Genomic DNA, 21,297 nt, shown 5'->3' with positions numbered 1-21,297 from the left:
GCGTTGCGGCTTGGTCCCCCTCCCCGTGCCAGGGAGGAATAGGGCATGACAGCGCCCGCCGTGCATCTGTGGCGCCTGCTCAAATGGGGTCGCATCCTGGCGCGCCATGGTGCGCTGCGCGGGATCGAACGCGATCCCAATACGCCCCGCCCCGTGCGCCGCATCGCGCGCCTCGCCCGGCTGGGCGCGCGCGTGCCGGCGGTGCCGCGCTATGCCGATGCCTTCCAGGCGATCGGCCCCGCCGCGATCAAGCTGGGCCAGACGCTGGCCACCCGCCCTGACCTGGTCGGGGAGGAGGCCGCCAACGACCTGCTGCGCCTCCAGGACGCGCTGCCGCCGCTGCCCTTCGCCGTGATCCGCCAGCGGATCGAATCGAGCTTCGGCCATCCGCTGGAGACCTATTACGCCCGGATCGACGAAGTGCCGGTCGGCGCCGCGTCGATCGCGCAGGTTCACCGCGCGCTGACCATCGATGGCCGCGACGTCGCCGTAAAGGTGCTGCGCCCCGGCATCGAGGCCGAGTTCGCCCGCGCGATCGACACCTATCAATGGGCGGCGGCGCAGATCGAGGGCATGGGCGGCGAGGCCGCGCGGCTGCGCCCCCGCCTCATCATCGAGCATTTCAAGCGCTGGACCGCGCGCGAGCTGGATTTCCGCCGCGAGGCCGCCTCCGCCTCGGAACTGGCCGAGGGCATGACCGCCGAGCCCGATTTCATGGTGCCCCAGATCGACTGGCAGCGCACCACGGGCAAGGTGCTGACGCTGGAATGGATCGACGGGATCAAGCTGTCGGACCGTGACGCGCTGCTCCGCGCCGGGCACGACACCAGCGCACTCGCGACCAACCTGATCCGCGCCTTCCTGCGCCAGGCGATCGCGGAGGGGTTCTTCCACGCCGACATGCACCAGGGTAACCTGTTCGCGCTGCCGGACGGGCGAATCGCCGCCATTGATTTCGGCATCATGGGCCGGATCGATCGCCGCGCGCGGGTGTGGCTGGCCGAGATTCTGTACGGCCTCATCACCGGCAACTACAAGCGCGTCGCCGAAATCCATTTCGAGGCGGGCTACGTCCCCGCGCACCACAATGTCGCCGAATTCGCGACGGCGCTGCGCGCGGTGGGCGAGCCGATGCGCGGGCTGCCGGTCAAGGAAATGTCGGTCGGCTCGATGCTCGACGGGCTGTTCAACATCACCCGCGATTTCGACATGCAGACCCAGCCGCATTTGCTGCTGCTGCAGAAAACGATGGTGATGGTCGAGGGAGTCGCGCGCTCGCTCGATCCCGACATCAACCTGTGGGAAACCTCCGCCCCGTTCGTGCGCGAATGGATCCGCACCGAACTGGGTCCCGAAGCGGCGATCGCCGATCGGCTCATCACCGATCTGCGCACCTTCGCGCGGCTGCCCGAGCTGATCCGCAACATCGAACTGCGCTACCCGACGCCGGGCGGCGCGCCCCCGCCGCTGCCGCTCAAGGAAATCCAGGTGGTGCGGGTCGGCGGCGGCTGGCGCTATGCGCTGGTGGCGATTCTTTCCGGAGCGGTCAGCGCCGCAGTGGCGGTGGCGCTGCTGTCGTGAAGCCGCGGCCAACGCTCTGGCTGGCGGTTCCCTCGCGCTTTGCCGGGCTGTCGCGGCGCCGGGCCCGGATCGCCATGGTGCTGCTGGCGCTGGTGCTGCTGGCCTCGCTCACGGCACTGGTCGCAGTGGTCCAGCCGCCCGCAAGCGGCGACCCGGCCCGACACGGCGGCGAGCAGAGCGACCTGATCCTGTACGAAACGATCGTCTCGGGGGTGCAGCACGGCGGCGACTATTACACGGTGGCGAGCCAGGCGCTGCGTGCCGGCGATTATCCGCTGCGTCCGTTTTTCACGATGCGGATGCCCGCACTGGCGATGGTGCAGGCACGCCTGCCCCATGCAGTCGTGCTGCTCACGCTGTATCTGCTCGCGTTCTGCGTCATGGCCGCCTGGTCGATCCGGCTGCGCGAGGCGCTGCGCCGGTGGCAGCCGGTGGCGATCGGCCTGGTGCTGCTCGCCGGCGGCATGTTGGCATTCATCCAGGCCGATCTGTGGGCGTTCCACGAAATCTGGGCGGGGCTGCTGATCGCCCTGTCGCTGGCGGTGCGGCGCCCCGGACGCTGGCTTGAGGCTGTCGCGCTCGGGCTCGCGGCCACGCTGATCCGCGAGACGGCGGCGCTGTACGTCGTCCTCATGGGCGTGATGGCGTGGCGCGAAGGCGAACGACGCGAAGCGCGCGGCTGGGCAGCGGCGTTGCTGCTGTTCGCCCTGGCCGTCGGCGCCCATGCCTATGCCGTGTCGGCGGTCACGACCGTTACCGATCCCGCCTCCCCCGGCTGGGCGGGCCTCCACGGTGCCGGCTTCTTCGTGAAGGCAGTGGTGCTGTCGACCGCGCTCCAGCTGTTTCCGCTATGGATCGCCGCCCCGCTCTTCGGCCTTTCCCTGTTCGGCTGGGCCAGCTGGCGCGATCCGCTGGCGGCGCGGCTGGTGGCGATGCTGCTCGGCTATGGCGTGCTGATGGCGGTGTTCGCGCGGGCCGATACGTTCTACTGGGCGCTGCTCGTCGCGCCGCTTTCGCTCGTCGGGCTGGTGTTTGCCCCGGACGGGCTGCACGATCTGGCGCGCCAGGCGCTCGACAAGCGGCGCATAACGGTGACAAGAGTATCGCGATGAAACGCATTCTGCTGATCGTCGGCGGCGGCATCGCTGCCTACAAGGCGTGTGAGCTGGTCCGGCTGTGCCGCAAGGCCGGGATCGCCGTGAAATGCGTGCTGACCGAAGGGGGGCAGCATTTCGTCACCCCGATGACGCTGGCCGCGCTGTCCGAAAACCAGGTGTACACCACGCTGTGGGACCTGAAGGACGAGGCCGAGATGGGCCATATCCAGCTCAGCCGCGAAGCAGATCTGGTCGTGATCGCCCCCGCCACCGCCGATCTGTTGGCCCGGATGGCGGCGGGCATCGCCGACGATCTGGCGACCACGCTGCTGCTCGCCACGGACAAGCCCGTACTCGCCGCGCCCGCGATGAACGTGCGGATGTGGGGCCACGCCGCCACCCGCCGCAACGTGGCGCAGCTGCGCGCGGACGGCGTGACGGTGCTGGAACCCGACGAGGGCGCGATGGCGTGCGGCGAATTCGGCCCTGGCCGCCTGCCCGAGCCCGAGGCGATCCTGGCGGCGATCCACCGTGCGCTGGGCGACGGCGGCGGACGGCTGGCGGGGCGGCATGTGCTGGTCACCGCCGGGCCCACGCATGAACCGATCGACCCGGTACGCTATATTGCCAACCGCTCGTCGGGAAAGCAGGGCTATGCCATTGCCGGCGCGCTGGCGGGCATGGGCGCGCGCGTGACGCTGGTGTCCGGCCCGGTCAGCCTCGCCACGCCGGCGGGAGTCACGCGTGTCGATGTCGAGACCGCGCAGGAAATGGCCAACGCCGTCGCCGCCGCACTGCCCGCCGACGCCGCCGTGATGGTCGCCGCCGTAGGCGACTGGCGCGCCGACCGGGCGGACCAGAAGATCAAGAAGGGCGACGCCCCGCCCACCCTCCAGCTTTCCGAGAACCCCGACATCCTCGCCCTGCTCGGCCACAGCCCGCATCGCCCCGCCCTGGTCGTCGGCTTCGCCGCCGAAACGCAGGACGTCGTTGCCCATGCCACCGCCAAGCGCGCGCGCAAGGGCGCCGACTGGATCGTCGCCAACGACGTGTCGGGCGACGTGATGGGCGGCAGCGACAACAGCGTGCATCTGGTTACCGCGCAGGGCGTCGAGTCCTGGCCCCGTATGCCCAAGGAGGACGTGGCAGTGCGCCTGGCCGAACGGATCGCCGATGCGCTGTAACCCCGCTCTCCTCCCCCTGCTGCTGCTGGCAGGCTGCGCCACTACCACGCAGCAGGCCGGGCCCCCATCGGCGCCGCAACTGCACGTCGAGCGCTATGGGTCGGCGCGCCCGGCATCGGTGCGCACGCTGATCGTGGTGCTGCACGGCGATGGCCGAGTCGACCATTACGGCTTTGCCGAGGCGGCAGCCCGCGCGATTCCCGGCAGCGTCGCGGTCGCGCTGCTGCGCCCCGGCTATAGCGATGCCGGCGGCCATCACTCGCCCGGCACGCATGGCACCGACACCGGCGACAATTACACCCCCGATCACATCGCGATCGTCGGCGACTCGATCGCCGCGCTGCGCCGCCGCTATCCGCAGGCGCACGTCGTGGTCGTCGGCGATGAAGGCGGCGCGGTGATCGCCGCCAATCTGGCGGGGATGCGCCCGACGCTGTTCGACGGCATGGTGCTGGTCGGCTGTCCCTGTACCCTACCCGAATGGCGGCGCTACATGGCGCGCAAGTCGCCCGGCAGCGCATGGTCCGCACAGGTGACCAGCCTCGATCCGCTCAAGACCGCCGGCGGCATCCTGCCGTCGATGCGCGTCGCGGTGCTGGTCGGCGCCGATGACAAGATCACGCCGATCCCGTTCTCGCGCGCCTATGCCGAGGCGCTCACGCTGCGCGGCATCGCCACCGATTATCGCATCGTGCCGGGCAAGGGCCACGACCTGCTGGGCGATCCCGAAGTGCTCGCCGCGACTCAGCGGCTTGCCGCCGCGTTACCGAAAAGGGGCTGACATGCCTTCGCCGATCCGCATCGCCCTCCAGCGCCTGCCCCATGGGCAAGACCTGCCCCTGCCCGCCTATGCCACCGCTGGCGCGGCGGGCATGGACGTGGTCTCGGCCGAGGATCTCGTGCTCGCCCCCGGCGGGCGCCACGCGGTCGCGACCGGCTTCGCCATGGCGATTCCGCAAGGGTACGAGGTCCAGGTCCGGCCCCGCTCGGGGCTCGCGCTGAAATACGGCATCACCTGCCTCAACACCCCCGGCACGATCGACAGCGATTATCGCGGCGAAGTAAAGGTGATCCTCGCCAATCTCGGCAGCGAACCCTTTGCCATCGCGCGCGGCGAGCGTATCGCCCAGCTGGTGCCTGCCCCCGTCCAGCGCGCGACGCTGGAGGAAGTCGACACGCTGGATGAGACCGCGCGCGGCAGCGGGGGATTCGGGTCGACCGGGCGATGATCGTCGCGCTGTCCCTTGCCCTCGCGGCCCAGACCGCGCCTCCGATCCAGACAGCACAGGCGCCCCAGGCAGCGCCGATCGACTGGAACGGCCTGGCGCCGCTGCCGCTGCGCGCGCCGCCGATCGTCACGCCCGAGATGCACCGCTTCGTCCAGCGCGAGGCAGTGGGCCGGCAATGCCCCGTCCCCGGCGGCACGAGCATGACCGTCAACGTCGCGGTGCTGATCGACGAGAATAACGGCGTGCGCGTCACTGTGCCGCAATCGGTCCAGTGCCCCACGGTCGAGCAATATGCCGCCGCGCTGGTCGCCGGCTTTGCACGGGGCAATTTGTTGCCGCGCATGGGCGGCGGCGATGTGTGGTATCGCACCAGCATCACCTTCACCTGGTCCAAATGACGCTCAGCGACGACGAGCTGGACCGCTATGCCCGCCACATCGTCCTGCGCGAAGTCGGCGGTGCCGGGCAGGCGCGGCTGAAGGCAAGCCGGGTGCTGCTGATCGGCGCGGGCGGCATCGGCTCCCCGGCCATCCAGTATCTCGCCGCCGCCGGTATCGGCTGGATCGGCGTGATCGACGACGATCATGTCGCGCTGTCCAACCTCCAGCGCCAGACGCTGTACTCGACCGACGACATCGGGCGGGACAAGGTCGCCGCCGCATCGGATCGCGTCGCCGGCCTGAACCCGCACGTCCAGTTTGCGCCCCTGCGCCACCGGATCGGTGCCGACAACGCCGCCGCGCTGCTGGCAGACCTGCGCCCCCACGTGGTGGTCGATGGCTCCGACAATTTCGCCACGCGCCTCGCGGTCGCCGACGCCGCGCTCGACCTGCGCATCCCGCTGGTCGCCTCCGCCGTCGCCGAGTTCGAGGGGCAGCTGGGCGTGTTTCGCGGCTGGGAAGCGGACAAGCCCTGTTACCGCTGCTTCGTCGGCCATGATCCCGAACGGCCCGAGGCGACCTGTGCCGAACAGGGCGTGCTGGGCGCGCTGACCGGCATCATGGGCAGCCTCGCCGCGCTTGAGGCAATCCGCGCCTGCACCCCCTTTGGCGAGGACAGCGCGGGCAAGCTGTTGCTGGTCGATGCGCTGGCGCTGCGGTTCCGCACGCTGGCGCTGCCCAAGGACCCCGGCTGTCCCGGCTGCGGACAGCGGACACTGGACGCAGACGTTACGATTCGCCACGAAGCGCCGCATGACCACTGAGCCAAAGCGCGTATTGGTGACCGGCTCGGCCGGCTTCATCGGCTTCCACACCTGCAGCCTCCTGCTCCAGCAGGGGGCAACGGTGCTCGGCGTCGACAGCTTTTCCGATTACTATGACGTCGGGCTGAAAGAGGCCCGCACCGACATTCTGCGCAACCACCCGCAATTCTCGCTGGCGCGGGTGTCGATCGAAGACGCGCAGGCGTTCGGCGATGCCTGGCGCGCGTTCCGCCCCGATGTGGTGATCCATCTCGCGGCCCAGGCAGGCGTGCGCTTCTCGATCGATCAGCCCGCCAGCTATGTCGCCACCAACCTGGTCGGCACGTTCAACGTGCTGGAACTGGCGCGGCACCATCCGGTCCGCCACCTGCTCGCCGCCTCGACCAGCTCGGTCTATGGCGCGAACACCCAGATGCCGTTCACCGAGACCCAGCGGACCCAGACCCCGCTCAGCCTCTATGCCGCGACCAAGGGCGCGACCGAGCTGATGGCGCACAGCTATGCCCATCTGTTCGGCACGCCAATGACCTTCTTCCGCTTCTTCACCGTCTATGGCCCGTGGGGCCGCCCCGACATGGCGCTGTTTAAATTCGCCCGCGCGATCCTGGCGGACGAACCGATACCGGTGTTCAACAACGGCAACATGGTGCGCGACTTCACCTATATCGACGATCTCGCCGAATCGATCGTGCGGCTGACCGATGCGATTCCGGGGACCGTGGCGGTGGAGGGCGACAGCCTGTCCCCGGTCGCGCCGTTCCGCACCGTCAATATCGGCGCAGGCACCCCGACGCCGCTGATGGACTATATCGGCGAACTCGAGCGCGCGCTGGGCCGCACTGCGAAAAAGGATTTCCTGCCGATGCAGCAGGGCGACGTCCCCGCGACCGAGGCTTCTGCCGCATTGCTCCGCACACTGACCGGCTATGCCCCCTCCACGCCGCCCAGCGTCGGCGTGCCGGCATTCGTGCGCTGGTATCTGGAGCATTATCAAAGCTGAAACCCGTTGTGGTGGATATGCCGATCAAGTCATTGATCGGATACGGGGTCTGCATGCACAACGAACGGTCGAACCTCGGCCCTGAACTTCAGGGGCGGATCGAAACGGGCGCCGCCACGATCGGCGTGATCGGCATGGGCTATGTCGGCCTGCCACTCGCGATGGCCTTTGCCACGGCGGGCTGCCCGATCCTCGCCTTCGACCTCGATCCGGACAAGATCGACGCACTGAAGGCGGGGCGGAGCTATATCAAGCACATCGACGGCAGCGCGATCGCGCCGTTGGTGGCCGCCGGCACGCTGGACGCGACTGCCGACCTGACGCGCCTTGGCGAGCCCGACGTGCTCCTGATCTGCGTGCCGACGCCCCTGTCGCGGCATCTGGAGCCCGACCTCAAATATGTCGAGGACACGACCCGCGCCATCGCGGCGACGCTGCGCGCGGGGCAACTCGTCATCCTCGAATCCACCACCTATCCCGGCACCACGCGCGACGTGATGCAGCCGATCCTGGAAGCGGGCGGCATGGCCGCGGGCCACGATTTCTTCCTCGCCTATTCGCCCGAGCGCGAGGACCCAGGCAACCCGACCTATTCGACCACCAAGATTCCGAAAGTGGTCGGCGCCGACGATCCCGTCTCCGCCGCGCTGGCGTCCGCGCTGTACCGCCACATCGTCCCACAAGTGATCGCAGTATCGTCCGCCGCCACGGCAGAGGCGGTCAAGATCACCGAGAACGTCTTCCGCGCCGTCAACATCGCGCTGGTCAACGAGCTGAAGCTGATCTTCACTGCGATGGACATCGATGTGTGGGAAGTGATCGACGCGGCCAAGTCGAAGCCGTTCGGCTTCATGCCCTTCTATCCCGGGCCGGGGCTGGGCGGGCATTGCATCCCGATCGACCCCTTCTACCTCACCTGGAAGGCACGCGAGTACAACCAGCACACCCGTTTCATCGAATTGGCCGGCCAGATCAACGCCGACATGCCGCAGCATGTGATCCGGGTGCTGGCGGACACGCTCGACGCGCGCTTCGGACGCGGGCTGCGCGGCGCGCGCATCCTTGTGCTGGGCGCCGCCTACAAGAAGAATGTCGACGACATCCGCGAAAGCCCGTCGCTGCGGCTGATGGAACTGATCGAGGCGCGCGGCGCCACCGCCGATTTCCATGACCCGCATGTCGCGCAGATCAACAACACGCGCGAGCATCCCACGCTCAATTTCCGCCACGGCATAGCCTGGGACACGGGCGCGATTGCCAGTTACGACGCCGTGCTAATCGCGACCGATCACGACGCAGTCGATTATGCCGCGCTGGTCGAGGCAGCCTCTCTTGTCGTCGATACCCGCAACGCCTGCGCGCGCGCGGGTATCGTCAGCGACAAGGTCGTCCGGGCTTAATCCAGCGTCGCCATGAACGCGCGGACGGCGGGTGCGATGTCCGGGCGGCTCAGTGCCACGGCCAGATTGGCCTGGATGAACCCGGCCTTGTCACCGCAATCATAGCGCGTGCCCTGGAACGTCACGCCGTGGAACGCCTGGCCGCCGATCATCCGGGCCATCGCGTCGGTCAGCTGGATCTCGCCCCCAGCACCGGTCTGCTGCCCCTCCAGGATGCGCATCACTTCGGGCTGGAGGATATAGCGGCCGATCACCGACAGGTTCGACGGCGCAGTGCCGGGCGCCGGCTTCTCCACCAGCCCCTTCACTTCGGTCAGCGCACCGTCCTGCGCGCCGGGCGTGATGATGCCATAGCGGTGCGTCTGGTCGTCCGGCACCACTTCGGCGCAGATCAGATTGCCGCCGACCTTGTTATAGGCGTCGACCATCTGCTTGAGACAGCCCGGCGCTCCCGCCATGAAATCGTCCGCCAGCAGCACCGCGAACGGCTCATCGCCCACGATGTCGCGCGCGCACCACACCGCATGCCCCAGCCCCATCGGCTCCTGCTGGCGCACATAGGCGACGGCGCCGGGCTTGAGCCGGGTTGCGTCGAGCACCTCCAGCGACTTGCCGCGCGTGGTCATCGTGTTCTCAAGCTCATAGGCGATGTCGAAATGATCCTCGATCGCCGATTTGCCGCGCCCGGTGACAAAGATCATCTGTTCGATGCCCGCCTCGATCGCCTCATCGACGGCGTACTGGATCAGGGGACGGTCGACGATCGGCAGCATTTCCTTGGGCATCGCCTTGGTCGCCGGAAGGAACCGCGTACCGAGCCCGCCCACCGGAAACACTGCCTTGCGAAGCGGCTTGATCGTCATGCAAAAATCCCCTGTGAAACTCGCGGCTCAATATCGAGGGGCAAGCGCTTAGGCAATTGGCGCGAACGTAACCACTCGGTGACCGGAATGCGCTATGCTCGCCCCATGATGGCAGACAGCAAACGCATTCTGATCGTTTTCGGCACCCGGCCAGAGGCGATCAAGCTCTTCCCGGTCGTCGGGGCCCTGGCGGCGGTTCCGGGCCTTCAGGTCCGCACCTGCGTCACCGCGCAGCATCGCGGCCTGCTCGATCAGGTGCTCGACATCGCTGGTATCACCGCCGACATCGACCTGGACGTAATGACGCCAGGCCAGTCGCTTGAGGAACTGACCGCACGGCTGCTCACCGGTCTGGGCCGCGTGATGGAGTCCGAACGGCCCGATCGCGTGATCGTGCAGGGGGACACCGCGACTGCGATGGTCGGTGCGCTGACGGCCTATTACCACAAGGTGCCGGTAAGCCATGTCGAGGCGGGGCTGCGCTCGGGCGACATCTACCAGCCCTGGCCCGAGGAAGTGAACCGCCGCATCGTCGCGCCGATCGCCGACCAGCATTTCGCGCCGACCGAAACGGCGGCGGCGGCGCTGCGCCGAGAGAATATCGATCCGGCGACGATCCATGTAACCGGGAACACCGTAATCGACGCGCTCCACGCCACGCGGGCGCGGATCGAGGCCGATCCCGCCCTCGCCGCCGGGCTCGACGCCATCGCCGCGCGGTTTGCCGGCAAGCGCATCGTGCTGGTAACGACGCACCGGCGCGAGAATTTCGGCGACGGGATGACCGGCATCGCCACTGCGATCGGGCGCATCGCCGATCGGCCCGACACTGCCATCCTCTTCCCGATGCACCCCAATCCCAATGTCGTGACGGTCATGGAAACGATGCTCGGCGATCGCCCCAACATCGCCCGCATCGACCCGCTCGATTATCCGCATTTCATCCGCGCGCTGGGGATGGCCGAACTGGTGCTAAGCGATTCGGGCGGCGTCCAGGAGGAAGCGCCCGCGCTCGGCAAGCCGGTGCTGGTAATGCGCGAAACCACCGAGCGCCCCGAAGGCGTCGTCGCGGGCACCGCAAAGCTGGTCGGCACCGATCCGGCCCGGATCGTTTCCGAAATCTCAACCCTATTGGACGTACCCACGGCCTATTCCGCCATGGCGCGCGCCCACAATCCGTTCGGCGACGGCCATGCTGCGGCACGGATTGCGGGGATCGTCGCACATGGTTTCGGACTCTGAGCTCAAGGTCGCGGTACTCGGCCTCGGCTATATCGGCCTGCCCACGGCGGCGGTGATCGCGCGCACCGGCGCGCGGGTGCTGGGCGTCGATGTCCACGAGCATGTCGTCGACACGATCAATTCGGGCAAGGTCCATATCGAGGAAATCGACCTGGACGGCCTGGTATCGGGCGTCGTCGCGCGCGGCAGCCTGCGCGCCTCGCTCCAGATCGAGCCGAGCGACGTGTTCGTCATCGCCGTGCCGACACCCTTTGGCGAAAACCACGCGCCCGATATCGGCTATGTCCTCCAGGCGGCGACCACGCTTGCGACCGTGCTGAAGACGGGCGACGTGGTGATCCTAGAATCCACCTCGCCGGTCGGCACCACCGAAAAGGTCGCGGCGCTGCTGGCGGAGCTGCGCCCCGACTTGCGCATTCCCGGCCATTGCAGCGGCAGCGCCGACGTGGCGATCGCCTATTGCCCCGAACGCGTGCTGCCGGGGCGCATCCTGGTCGAGCTGATCGACAATGATCGCGTGATCGGCGGCATCACGCCCCGCTGCGCGCGCAAGGCTTTGCAATTCTATCGGCGCTTCGTCCGCGGCGCCTGCGTCACCACCACGGCCAAGGCGGCCGAGATGACCAAGCTGTCGGAAAACGCCTTCCGCGACGTCAACATCGCCTTCGCCAACGAATTGTCGCTGGTCGCCGACCGGATGGGCGTCGACGTGTGGGAAGTCATCCGGCTCGCCAACCGCCATCCGCGCGTCAACATCCTGTCGCCCGGCCCGGGCGTCGGCGGGCATTGCATCGCGGTCGACCCGTGGTTCCTGGTCAGCGCCGCGCCCGAGCAGACCCCGCTGATCCGCACTGCACGCGAAGTCAACGACGGCAAGGTCGCGCATGTCGTCGCCCGCGCGATCGAGATGGTCGCGGCACACCCGCGCAGCCGCGTCGCGTGCCTGGGCCTGGCGTTCAAGGCCAATATCGACGATTTCCGCGAGAGCCCCGCGCTCAAGGTCGCGACCGCGCTGGCCGAGCGCTTCGGCGATCGGATCGCCATCGTCGAGCCCTATGCCAGCGCCCTGCCCCCCGCGCTCGCCGCCACCGGGGCAGTGCTGATCGACGTCGATACCGCGCTGGAGGAATGCGACGCGATGATCGTGCTGGTCGACCACGATATCTTCCGATCGATCCCGCTCGACGAGCGCGCGGGCAAGCAGGTCTATGACACGCGCGGCATCTGGCCGGACCAGCCCCGCCCCGCCCCGTTGACCGAGGGGCTGCGACTCGCTAGCTGAGAGAGCCGCTACTTGGTGATCAGGATCGATTGCCAGTCGCCGTCGAGCGGCTTGTCGCGGTCGGCCAGCAGCGCGGGCATCGCCGGGCGCGCCGGATTGGCCGCGATCCGGGCAATTTCGGCCTCCATCGTCCGCACCCGATCGCGCCAGTGCGGGTGCGAACGGCTGCGCAGGAATCCGCCTGCCTTGCTCGGCCCGAACTGGTTCCAGAAGGCCGTCGCCCCGCGCGGATCATAGCCCGCATTGGTCAGCAGATAGAGCGACAGCAGATCCGCCTGAATCTCGGTCTGGCGGAAATACTTCACGTTCGCGCCCAGCCCCGACAAGAGTCCCCAATTGACGCCGCGCGCCTCGAGCCGGTCGCGGTGGTGCAGGATATTGTGGGAGAATTCATGCGCTACCACAGCGGCAAGCTGATCGGCCGGATAATCCAGGAATCGCGCCCCGATCTGGACCATCGTTCCGTCCGCGGAAGCATTGTAGCCGCGCCCCAACAACAACTCGAACCGCGATTTACAGGCGGCAACAGGCGTGACCGTTACTTGGACGGGCGCCCCGCCTCTAAGTATCTCCACCGTCACTGGCGCGCCTGCCGGCAATGCTGCAAGTGCGAGTTGCGTCGCCACGAGGCGCTTTGTCGTGCCGGGTTCGCCTGGCAGCGCCGCAATATCGACGGGTCCGAACCGCACCAGCGAATCGTCCGCGCGCAGCCCGGCGCGGTCCGCCGGGCTGCCGGGGATCACGCCCTCGATCGCTGTCGGCGTGGCAAAATGGAAATGAGCGCGCGCAGCCTCGCGATCGCCGGTATCGAACTGGTCGAGCGTATGGATCTGAAGCCCGGTCCCCGCCTCCAGCCGGTCGCAAAGTCCCACGTTGGCCGATGCCAGTCGCCACCCAACCATCGCCAACTGCATGTCCGCCGCACGGATTTCCTCGAAAACACGGGCACTTGCGGAATCCTCGGCCGGCACCGCCACGGCCGGCGGCACGCCCACTAGCGCGCAGGTGAACAGGGCGATGACGACGCGGATACGCGGGGATGTTACCATGCCGCCTGCATAGATCGCCCGTGTACGATTTGCCATCGTCGATCCCGGACCCGCATCCTTGCTAAAACCGATGCCGCTCAACACGATGGATCATGGGCCGTGACAGAATGTGCCGTGCACAGAATCTTTTGACGTTGGTCGTGATTCATGCAGCTTCCGACTGCATCAATCGTTAACCCCCTTGGCGATAATGCTGCGGCGCGCTATATATTGTTTCGCTTGCAGCACGGGTCGGCGGTTGTGAGTGTGAGTTCGGATCAACCGAACCAGTGTTGCGTTCAGGCCACTACAGTAAACTTGTATTGGTCTGAAATTGAAGTGGTGTTGCGGCCAACCGGCTCCTATGCCATAGGGCGGTTGGACGAGAGCACCGGAGCTCGAAGAGGGAGTATAATATGTTTTCCAAGCTTCTGACGGCAGCTGCCGTTGTTACGATGGCGGCGACGCCGGTCATGGCGGCTCCGGCCTCCAAGCTGTCGCTGTCGCGCGCTTCGACGGCAAGCAAGAAGGGCAATGAGCTGGCTCCGGCCATCATCATCGGCCTGATTGCTACTGCCGCAATCGTCGGCGGCGCAGTCGCGATCGCAAACAACGACGACAAGCCCGACAGCAACTAAGCTGAACGGTTAGTCCAGTTACGAAGTGGCGGCCATTGGCCGCCACTTTTGTTTCCGGTCAAGTCCGCCGGAACCTATCATCGGTTCATCCGATCGGCACGTTTGTACATGCTCTCAAAATTTCTCGGTGGCCGCTCCAGGCAGAAGCTGACCGGATCGATTCCGCCAGCCCAGCGCATCTACGCCATCGGCGATATCCATGGTCGCCTGGACCTGCTCGACGCCCTGCTCGCACAGATCGCCCAGGACGAATCGTCCCGTGGCCCGGCGGAAACGAGCATCATCTTTCTCGGCGATCTGGTCGATCGCGGCCCCGCCTCCGCCCAGGTGATCGATCGTGCCATCCAGGTGACGCGCGAGCGCCCCACGACGCGCTGCCTGCTGGGCAATCACGAAGAAGTATTTCTGAAATCGATTCGCGGCGACTTGAAAGCGTTGGCGTTCTTCTGCCGAATCGGCGGACGCGAAACGATTCTCAGCTACGGCCTGTCCGAACAGACCTATCAGAATTGCGACTATCCCGAGTTGCTCGACATGCTGCAGGCAGCGATCCCGCCCGCGCACGTCGCGTTTCTGGAGCAGTGCGAGGACCTGATCGTCGTGGGCGACTATGCGTTCGTCCATGCCGGCGTGCACCCCGGCGAATCGCTGGCGCTGCAAAAGCCGCAGCAGCTGCGCTGGATTCGCGACGAGTTCCTCAACCATCGCCGCCCGCTGGAAAAGATCATCGTCCACGGCCACACGATCTCGGAAAGCGTGGAGATCGGCCCGCACCGCATCGGGCTGGACACCGGCGCCTATGTCAGCGGCAAGCTGACCGCGATGGGGTTCGAGGGGCAGGAACGCTGGGTCCTCGACACCGCGGAGTATGCAGGCGCCTGACGCGCCGCCGCACTCAGTGATACCCCGCTTCGCCCACCTTGCCGCGAAACACCCAATAGGCCCATCCGGTATAGCCCAGGATCACCGGGATCAGCACCACCGCCCCCACCAGCATGAATCCCTGGCTGATCGCCGGCGCGGCTGCATCCAGGATGGTCACGCCGGGCGGGATCATGTTCGGGAACAGGCTGATACCCAGTCCCAGAAAACTGAGCAGGAACATCCCCAGCGCGAGTAGCAGCGGCGTCACCTCGGCGTTGCGCGCCAGTGCCCGCCAGAACAGCACCGCCAGGATCGCGACCAGCAGCGGCACCTGCGCCGTCAGCAGCACCCCCGGAAACGCAAGCCACCGCGCGACATAATCGCCGCTCAGCGTCAGCGTCGCCAGGCTCACCAGCGCGATCGCCACCAGCAGCACGATGCCAAACCGACCCGCCAGCCGCCGTGCATGCGCCTGCCCCTCGCCCTCGGTACGCCAGATCAGCCAACAGGCGCCGAGCAGGCAATAGCCCGCGACCAGGCTCAGCCCCGTCAGCAGGCTGAACGGCGAAAGCCAGTCGAGCCAGCCCCCGGCATAGGCGCGGCCGGACACCTTGATCCCCTGCAGGATCGCGCCCAGCGCGATTCCCTGCGCCAGCGCGGCGGTGAGCGATCCCAGCGTAAAGCCGACGTCCCACCACCGCCGATGCGCCGGATCGCGCCACCGGAACTCGAACGCCACGCCGCGAAACACCAGCCCGAGCAGCATCGCGATGATGAGCGGGTACAGCGCCGGCATCAGGATCGCATAGGCCAGCGGGAACGCGGCGAACAATCCGCCCCCGCCCAGCACCAGCCACGTCTCGTTCCCGTCCCACAGCGGCGCGATCGAGTTCATCGCGCGGTCGCGTTCCGTGCCTTTCAGCGTGGGGAACAGGATGCCGATTCCCAGGTCGAACCCGTCCATCACGACATAGGCGAACACGGCAAACGCGATCAGAAATGCCCAGATCGTGGCCAGCATGGGGTCCGGGTTCATGGCTGCTGCTCGCTGTTCGGCTGCGCGGGACCGGGGACGATGCCTGCGGTGCGGATCGGGGCATCGCGCGGGGTATCGGGCTCGTGCACCTGCACGCCCTTCGCGATCAGCTTGAGAATGTAGAAGATGCCGAAGCCGAAGACGATGCAGTACACCAGGATGAATGCGACCAGCGATGCGCCCACCGCCGGCGCCGCCAGCGGCGACGCGCTGTCGGCAGTGCGCAGCAGGCCATAGACGGTGAAGGGCTGTCGCCCGCTCTCAGTAGTCACCCACCCCGCCAGCACCGCGACGAACCCCGATGGTCCCATCACGAGCGCGAACCGGTGCAGCCAGGGCCAGTCGTACAGCTTGCCCCGCCACCGCGCGATCAGGCTCCATAGCCCCAACAACAGCATCAGCATGCCGATGCCGACCATGATCCGGAATGCCCAGAACACGATCGCCACCGGCGGCTGCCGATCGCGCGGCACTACATCCAGCCCCGCCAGCGGGGCGTTGGGATCATGTTTGAGGATCAGCGACGACAGCTTCGGTATCGACACCGCATAGTCGACGCGCTGCGCCCGCTGGTCGGGCAGCCCGAACAGGATCAGCGGCGCACCGTCCGGGTGGCTTTGAAAATGCCCCTCCATCGCCGCGACCTTGGCGGGCTGATGCTCCAGCGTGTTGATCCCGTGCTGGTCGCCCGCGAGGATCTGTACCGGCGTGACCAGCGCCGCCATCCACATCGCCATCGAGAACATGATGCGCGCACGCGCATTCTTCGGATCGCGCAGCAGGTGCCACGCCGCCGAGGCGCCCACGGCGAAGGCAGTGGTCAGGTACGCGGCAATCACCGTATGGACCAGCCGATAGGGAAAGCTGGGGTTGAAGATCACCGTCAGCCAGTCACTGGGCACGAACTGGCCCCGCGCATTGACCACATAGCCTACGGGCGTGTGCATCCAGCTGTTCGCCGACAAGATCCAGAACGCGGAAATGAAGGTGCCCAGCGCCACCATCGCCGTCGCCGCAAGGTGGAGCCGGGGACCCACTTTCTCCATCCCGAACAGCATCACGCCTAGGAACCCGGCCTCGAGGAAGAAGGCGGTCAGCACTTCATACGCCATCAGCGGGCCGATCACCGGCCCGGTCTTGTCGGCAAAGACCGACCAGTTGGTGCCGAACTGGTAGGAAAGGACGATGCCCGACACCACGCCCATCGCGAACACGACGGCGAAGATCTTCACCCAGAAGCGGAACAGGTCGAGGAACTCCTCGCGCCCCGTGCGCAGCCACAGGGCCTCCAGGACGAGCAGATAGCTCGCCAGTCCGATCGTGAAGGCGGGAAAAAAGAAGTGGAAGCTCACCGTGAAGGCGAACTGGATGCGGGCCAGCAGGACGGGATCGAATGCGTCGAACATGGGCGGCTCCCTCTGGACCAGAGGTGCGCCCCACGCGCCTACAACGCAATAGGGGCCGGCGATGCCGACCCCTATACTTTAGTCTACATAGCTTGTCTCAGACGCTTATTGCCCGCCGGGCTGCGGAGCGCCCTGCGGCGGGGCGCCGGCGCCACCCTGTTGCTGCTGCTGCATCATCTGCTGCATCATCATCTGCTGGACGACGGCGGCCGGCAGGATGCGCTCGACGCTGACGTCGAACACCAGCACTGCATTGGCCGGGATGGGCGCGCCCGGCGGCGGATTTTCGCCATAGGCCTGGGCAGCGGGAAGCCAGAAGCGATACTTGCCCTGCGTCTGGACATGCTTCAGCGATTCCAGGAAGCCCGGAATTGCCGAACCCGGCTGCAGCGGGAACGGCATCGGGCGCTCGCTGCGATCGAAGACCGTGCCGTCGCGGAGCTTGCCGACATAGCTGGCGACGACATAATCGCCGTCCGAAGGATTGGGGCCCGTGCCGGGCTTGAGCACCAGATACTCGACGCCCGACGGCAGAGTCACGACGCCCGGCTGGCCCTTGTTCCAGGCAAGGAACTGTTCGTTCGTGCCCTTCGCGGCGACCTGCGCGCGCGTCCCGTGCCAGGCGAGCGCAAGCGCCAGCGCGGCTGCAGCGACGACACCGACGCCAAGCCACACCTTATATGCACGCTTGACGGGCTGAAGCGGAACGGCAGTCACGGACATCGATAATGCTCCAGCACGGATGGCGCGCCATCCGACAAGTCACAAAACACACGCCCCGCCGGTGCTCCGGCGGGGTCCGTGGCCTTATTTATTACCGGGCGCTGTCGCGCTCGACGCGCTTGCGCTCCAGCTTGCGCGCGCGGCGAACCGCAGCGGCACGCTCGCGGGCGCGCTTCTCGCTGGGCTTCTCGTAGTGGCGGCGCAGCTTCATCTCACGATACACGCCTTCACGCTGCAGCTTCTTCTTGAGTGCGCGCAGTGCCTGATCGACGTTGTTGTCGCGAACGATGATTTGCATAAGGCCGTACAGCTCCGATCTTGATTCAATAGAACAGGGTTCGCCGAGACACGAGGTCGCGATCGTTGAGGGGCGCCCTATCAGGCGAAACCCCGCTTTTCAAGCCAAAGAGTCACAACCGCCCCGCATCAGGACCCGACCGGATGTGGCAAACGGGCCACAGCTGCGAACATTACACAGCGTTGCAGCGCCGCAACCTGCCCGATAGGTTACGCGTCCACCCCCATCGGATGACCCAGCTTGCACACGCCGTGGACCTAGAGACTCGCCTGCTCATCGTCGATGACGATCCCGGCATACGGGAACTGACTGCCGGCTTCCTGTCGCAGCATGGCTATATCGTCGATACCGCGTCGGGCGGAGCCGAGATGCGCGCGGCGCTCGACAAACATGACTATGCCCTTGTCGTGCTCGACGTGATGATGCCGGGCGAGGACGGGCTGTCGATCCTGCGCGGGATGGATCGCGACTCCGGGCCGCCCGTCGTGATGATGTCAGCGATCGGCCAGGACATCGACCGGATCGTCGGGCTGGAAATGGGTGCCGACGATTATCTGGTAAAGCCGGTGAACCCGCGCGAGCTGCTCGCCCGCATCCGCGCAGTGATGCGGCGCAGTACGCAGCGCGGCGCCGTCACGCGCGGCGTACCCGATCGCCACTATATGCGATTCGCCGGCTGGCGGCTCGATGCCGTCGGGCGACAACTGTACGATCCGGAAGACGTCGTCATCAACCTGTCCGACGGCGAGTTCCGCCTGCTGCTCGCGCTGGTCGAGCGGCCCCGCCGGGTGCTGACGCGCGACGCGCTGCTCGATCTGTCGCGCGGGCCGATGGCGGAGCATTTCGACCGCGCGATCGACGTCCAGATGAGCCGGCTGCGCAAGAAACTGGCCCGCCCCGGCGCCGAAGACCTGATCCGCACGATCCGCAACGAAGGCTATATGTTCGTAGCCGAAGTGACGCAGAAGTGAGGCGCGCCCGGTCGATCGTCGTCCCGATCGTGTTGCTGGTGATCGCGGCAGCGCTGGCGGGAACCGCGTTCCAGTTCATGATCATGTTCAATGGCCCCCCGCCCGGCGTCGGCCCGGTGCCGCTGGAGCGCGTCGCGCAGGCGCTGCGCACAGGGCATCTGGACGAGCGCACGGCACAGCGCATGACGCTGACGACCGTCGCAGGCGATGCCTTTGGCCGCCCGGACGAACAGCCGTCCAGCGCCCGCGACGCGGCGATCGCGGACCGGATCGGCGTGCCCGCCGATCGCGTGCGCGGCTTCTATCTCTTTCCCGCGCGCGATCCGAGCGAGGATCTGCGCGGCAGCTTCACCGTGGCATTGCAGACCGGCAAGGGCTGGGTGGTCGCCGCCAGCCAGCCGCGTCCGGTCTTCACCGCCTGGCATGTGCGGCGCCTGTCGATCATGCTCGCCACGATCGCGCTGTTGTCGCTCTTCGCCTGGGCCGTCGCGCGCCGCATCTCACGGCCGATCCGCAACCTCGCCGAAGCTGCGACGCAGGCGCGGATCGGGTCACGCTCGGTCATCCCGCTGGATGGCCCGCGCGAAGTCCGCGAACTGGCCGGCGCGCTGGAGGCGATGCAGGAGCGCATCCTGCAACAGGCCGAAGGCCGTTCGGCGATGCTCGCCGCAATCACCCATGATCTGGGCACCCCGCTGTCGCGCATCGCCTTCTGGGTCGAGCAATTGCCCGATGCCGCGCGCGAACGGGCGAACGCCGATATTGCCGAGATGCGCGAGATGCTGGGCGCCGCGCTGCGGTTTACCCGCGAAGACAGCAACATCGTGCCGCACGGCCGGCTCGACCTGGGCAGCCTGATCGAAAGCCTCGCCGACGACCAGGCCGCCGCCGGCCGCCCGGTAGAGACCGCCGGCGGCCCCCGCGTGGTGATGCGCGGCGATTCGGCGGCGCTACGGCGGTTGTTCGGCAATCTGATCGAAAATGCCGTGCGCTATGGCGACCATGCCTGCCTGTCCTGGACTCTGAACGGGACCGTCGCCGAAGTGCTGGTCGATGACGAAGGGCCGGGGTTCCCGACCGAAACCGAAGCGCTGTTCGCCCCCTTTGTGCGCGGCGAGGCATCACGCAACCGCGCGACCGGCGGCACCGGGCTGGGCCTCGCCATCGTGCGCGCGATCGCCAGCGGGCATGGCGGCACGGTCCAGCTGGAAAACCGGCCGGCGGGCGGCGGACGGGTGCGCGTGGCGCTGCCGACGGAATTTGCCACGCAGTGAAACATTACGGCACACGGCGAAATCCGCCGGTGTGCAAAGGTGCCGAAACGGGACTCCGCCGCCAAGGAGACCCGGATGCCGCAACACGACGACCATGATGAGGGCTTGTCCCATGACCTGATGGCCATGACGGCGCTTTCCAATCGTCGTCATGCGCTGCGCTGGTTTGCCGGAGCCGGCACGGGCATGTTGCTGAGCGCGTGCGACAGCGGCGGCTCGGCGGGCAGCGTGGTCACCGCGACCCCCACGCCCAGCACGACGGCAACGCCTACGCCCGGCGCCACCGCCACGCCGACGCCGAGCGCGACCAGCACGGCCTGTGTCGTCGATCCGACCGAAACCAACGGCCCCTATCCGGCGGACGGCACCAACACGTCGAGCGGCCTCACCTCGAACGCGCTGACCGCATCCAACGTCGTGCGCAGCGACATCCGGTCCAGCTTCATTGGATCGTCGACCACCACCGCCGCCGGGGTCACGCTCACCCTCACGCTGACGCTCGTGGACGTAAACACGGCCTGCGCGCCGCTCGCTGGCTATGCGATCTACATCTGGCATTGCGACCGGGCGGGCAAATACTCGCTCTACGATCTGCCGGCGGAAAGCTATCTGCGCGGAGTCGGCGTGACCGACGCCAATGGCCAGGTGACGTTCACTACCATCTTCCCCGGCTGCTACGCCGGGCGCTGGCCCCACATCCATTTCGAAGTGTTCTCCAGCCTCGCCAACGCGACCAGCGGGCGCTACGCCACGCTGATCTCGCAGCTGGCAATGCCCAGCGCCGCCTGCTCGACGGTGTATAACGGCGCCAGCGGGTACACGAGCAGCATCGCCAATTTCGCCGGCGTGTCGATCAACAGCGACAATGTGTTCGGTGACAACACCAGCGCCCAGATTGCGCAGCAGACCCCGAATGTGAACGGCAGCGTGGCCAATGGCTACACCGGCACCGCCACGATCGGGATTGCGCGCTAACC

The 21,297-nt window shown here is 67.1% G+C and carries 22 protein-coding genes; 16 read left to right on the top strand and 6 right to left on the bottom strand.

The features are described from left to right. The first annotated feature begins 45 nt into the window (after positions 1–45). The 9 genes from ubiB to ACG3SL_RS03355 are packed head-to-tail and all read left to right on the top strand — an operon-like array spanning position 46 to position 8,695. Positions 46–1,581, top strand: a complete 1,536-nt coding sequence (ubiB, locus tag ACG3SL_RS03395; protein ID WP_448663735.1) for a 2-polyprenylphenol 6-hydroxylase — start codon at positions 46–48, stop codon at positions 1,579–1,581. Then, positions 1,578–2,693, top strand: coding sequence for a hypothetical protein (locus ACG3SL_RS03390; protein WP_448663734.1), 1,116 nt, complete (start codon positions 1,578–1,580; stop codon positions 2,691–2,693). The genes ubiB and ACG3SL_RS03390 overlap by 4 nt, the downstream gene beginning before the upstream one ends. After that, a complete protein-coding gene (gene coaBC / locus ACG3SL_RS03385) occupies positions 2,690–3,862 on the top strand; it encodes a bifunctional phosphopantothenoylcysteine decarboxylase/phosphopantothenate--cysteine ligase CoaBC (RefSeq protein WP_448663733.1) in 1,173 nt (390 codons plus the stop codon). Before ACG3SL_RS03390 ends, coaBC begins: the two co-directional genes overlap by 4 nt. After that, positions 3,852–4,643 (top strand): alpha/beta fold hydrolase, encoded by a 792-nt coding sequence (locus ACG3SL_RS03380; protein ID WP_448663732.1) that lies wholly within the window; start codon positions 3,852–3,854, stop codon positions 4,641–4,643. Before coaBC ends, ACG3SL_RS03380 begins: the two co-directional genes overlap by 11 nt. A 1-nt stretch (position 4,644) precedes the next feature. After that, the gene (gene dut, locus ACG3SL_RS03375; protein WP_448663731.1) at positions 4,645–5,091 is read left to right on the top strand and encodes a dUTP diphosphatase; all 447 of its coding nucleotides are present in this window, start codon (positions 4,645–4,647) and stop codon (positions 5,089–5,091) included. Further along, positions 5,088–5,489: a hypothetical protein gene (locus ACG3SL_RS03370; protein ID WP_448663729.1), complete on the top strand. Its 402-nt coding sequence runs from the start codon at positions 5,088–5,090 to the stop codon at positions 5,487–5,489. Before dut ends, ACG3SL_RS03370 begins: the two co-directional genes overlap by 4 nt. Continuing rightward, positions 5,486–6,295 carry a HesA/MoeB/ThiF family protein gene (locus ACG3SL_RS03365; RefSeq protein WP_448663728.1) on the top strand — a complete coding sequence of 270 codons (810 nt, stop codon included), beginning with the start codon at positions 5,486–5,488 and terminating at the stop codon, positions 6,293–6,295. The genes ACG3SL_RS03370 and ACG3SL_RS03365 overlap by 4 nt, the downstream gene beginning before the upstream one ends. Continuing rightward, positions 6,285–7,295 carry an SDR family NAD(P)-dependent oxidoreductase gene (locus ACG3SL_RS03360; protein ID WP_448663727.1) on the top strand — a complete coding sequence of 337 codons (1,011 nt, stop codon included), beginning with the start codon at positions 6,285–6,287 and terminating at the stop codon, positions 7,293–7,295. The genes ACG3SL_RS03365 and ACG3SL_RS03360 overlap by 11 nt, the downstream gene beginning before the upstream one ends. A gap of 53 nt (positions 7,296–7,348) precedes the next feature. Beyond that, complete coding sequence (locus ACG3SL_RS03355) at positions 7,349–8,695, top strand: nucleotide sugar dehydrogenase (protein WP_448663726.1); 1,347 nt, start codon at positions 7,349–7,351, stop codon at positions 8,693–8,695. On the opposite strand, the gene galU is transcribed toward ACG3SL_RS03355, so the two are convergent. Beyond that, positions 8,692–9,558 (bottom strand): UTP--glucose-1-phosphate uridylyltransferase GalU, encoded by an 867-nt coding sequence (gene galU, locus ACG3SL_RS03350; RefSeq protein ID WP_448663725.1) that lies wholly within the window; start codon positions 9,556–9,558, stop codon positions 8,692–8,694. The genes ACG3SL_RS03355 and galU overlap by 4 nt on opposite strands. A gap of 105 nt (positions 9,559–9,663) precedes the next feature. Here galU and wecB point away from each other — a divergent pair, with 105 nt between their 5' ends. Both wecB and wecC read left to right on the top strand, forming a co-directional pair. Then, positions 9,664–10,800 (top strand): non-hydrolyzing UDP-N-acetylglucosamine 2-epimerase, encoded by a 1,137-nt coding sequence (gene wecB / locus ACG3SL_RS03345; protein WP_448663724.1) that lies wholly within the window; start codon positions 9,664–9,666, stop codon positions 10,798–10,800. Continuing rightward, on the top strand, positions 10,784–12,082 hold the full coding sequence (gene wecC / locus ACG3SL_RS03340) for a UDP-N-acetyl-D-mannosamine dehydrogenase (RefSeq protein ID WP_448663723.1): 1,299 nt from the start codon (positions 10,784–10,786) through the stop codon (positions 12,080–12,082). The genes wecB and wecC overlap by 17 nt, the downstream gene beginning before the upstream one ends. 8 nt (positions 12,083–12,090) lie before the next feature. On the opposite strand, the gene ACG3SL_RS03335 is transcribed toward wecC, so the two are convergent. Then, positions 12,091–13,167 carry a M48 family metalloprotease gene (locus ACG3SL_RS03335; protein ID WP_448663722.1) on the bottom strand — a complete coding sequence of 359 codons (1,077 nt, stop codon included), beginning with the start codon at positions 13,165–13,167 and terminating at the stop codon, positions 12,091–12,093. A 359-nt stretch (positions 13,168–13,526) separates the two neighbouring features. Between ACG3SL_RS03335 and ACG3SL_RS03330 the strand changes: the two genes are divergently transcribed. Both ACG3SL_RS03330 and ACG3SL_RS03325 read left to right on the top strand, forming a co-directional pair. After that, positions 13,527–13,748 (top strand): hypothetical protein, encoded by a 222-nt coding sequence (locus tag ACG3SL_RS03330; RefSeq protein WP_448663721.1) that lies wholly within the window; start codon positions 13,527–13,529, stop codon positions 13,746–13,748. Between the two features lie 108 nt (positions 13,749–13,856). After that, entirely contained in the window at positions 13,857–14,630 is a 774-nt protein-coding gene (locus ACG3SL_RS03325) for a metallophosphoesterase (protein WP_448663720.1), read from the top strand. Positions 14,631–14,643: 13 nt separating this feature from the next. On the opposite strand, the gene cydB is transcribed toward ACG3SL_RS03325, so the two are convergent. The 4 genes from cydB to rpsU all read right to left on the bottom strand — a co-directional run bounded on the left by cydB (position 14,644) and on the right by rpsU (position 18,075). Beyond that, positions 14,644–15,648 (bottom strand): cytochrome d ubiquinol oxidase subunit II, encoded by a 1,005-nt coding sequence (gene cydB / locus ACG3SL_RS03320; RefSeq protein ID WP_448663719.1) that lies wholly within the window; start codon positions 15,646–15,648, stop codon positions 14,644–14,646. Next, the gene (locus tag ACG3SL_RS03315; RefSeq protein WP_448663718.1) at positions 15,645–17,054 is read right to left on the bottom strand and encodes a cytochrome ubiquinol oxidase subunit I; all 1,410 of its coding nucleotides are present in this window, start codon (positions 17,052–17,054) and stop codon (positions 15,645–15,647) included. Before ACG3SL_RS03315 ends, cydB begins: the two co-directional genes overlap by 4 nt. 105 nt (positions 17,055–17,159) lie before the next feature. Next, positions 17,160–17,777 carry an FKBP-type peptidyl-prolyl cis-trans isomerase gene (locus ACG3SL_RS03310; RefSeq protein WP_448663717.1) on the bottom strand — a complete coding sequence of 206 codons (618 nt, stop codon included), beginning with the start codon at positions 17,775–17,777 and terminating at the stop codon, positions 17,160–17,162. 91 nt (positions 17,778–17,868) lie between these two features. Beyond that, entirely contained in the window at positions 17,869–18,075 is a 207-nt protein-coding gene (rpsU, locus tag ACG3SL_RS03305) for a 30S ribosomal protein S21 (protein WP_019368605.1), read from the bottom strand. Positions 18,076–18,305: 230 nt separating this feature from the next. On the opposite strand from rpsU, the gene ACG3SL_RS03300 reads away from it, so the two are divergent. The 3 genes from ACG3SL_RS03300 to ACG3SL_RS03290 all read left to right on the top strand — a co-directional run bounded on the left by ACG3SL_RS03300 (position 18,306) and on the right by ACG3SL_RS03290 (position 21,295). After that, positions 18,306–19,046, top strand: a complete 741-nt coding sequence (locus ACG3SL_RS03300) for a response regulator (protein ID WP_448663716.1) — start codon at positions 18,306–18,308, stop codon at positions 19,044–19,046. Beyond that, positions 19,043–20,320 (top strand): ATP-binding protein, encoded by a 1,278-nt coding sequence (locus ACG3SL_RS03295; RefSeq protein WP_448663715.1) that lies wholly within the window; start codon positions 19,043–19,045, stop codon positions 20,318–20,320. Before ACG3SL_RS03300 ends, ACG3SL_RS03295 begins: the two co-directional genes overlap by 4 nt. A gap of 75 nt (positions 20,321–20,395) precedes the next feature. Next, positions 20,396–21,295 (top strand): dioxygenase family protein, encoded by a 900-nt coding sequence (locus ACG3SL_RS03290; protein ID WP_448663714.1) that lies wholly within the window; start codon positions 20,396–20,398, stop codon positions 21,293–21,295. Positions 21,296–21,297 lie beyond the last annotated feature (2 nt).

The sequence above is a fragment of the Sphingomonas degradans genome (assembly GCF_053502645.1).
This window is presented reverse-complemented; position numbering and strand designations above follow the sequence as displayed.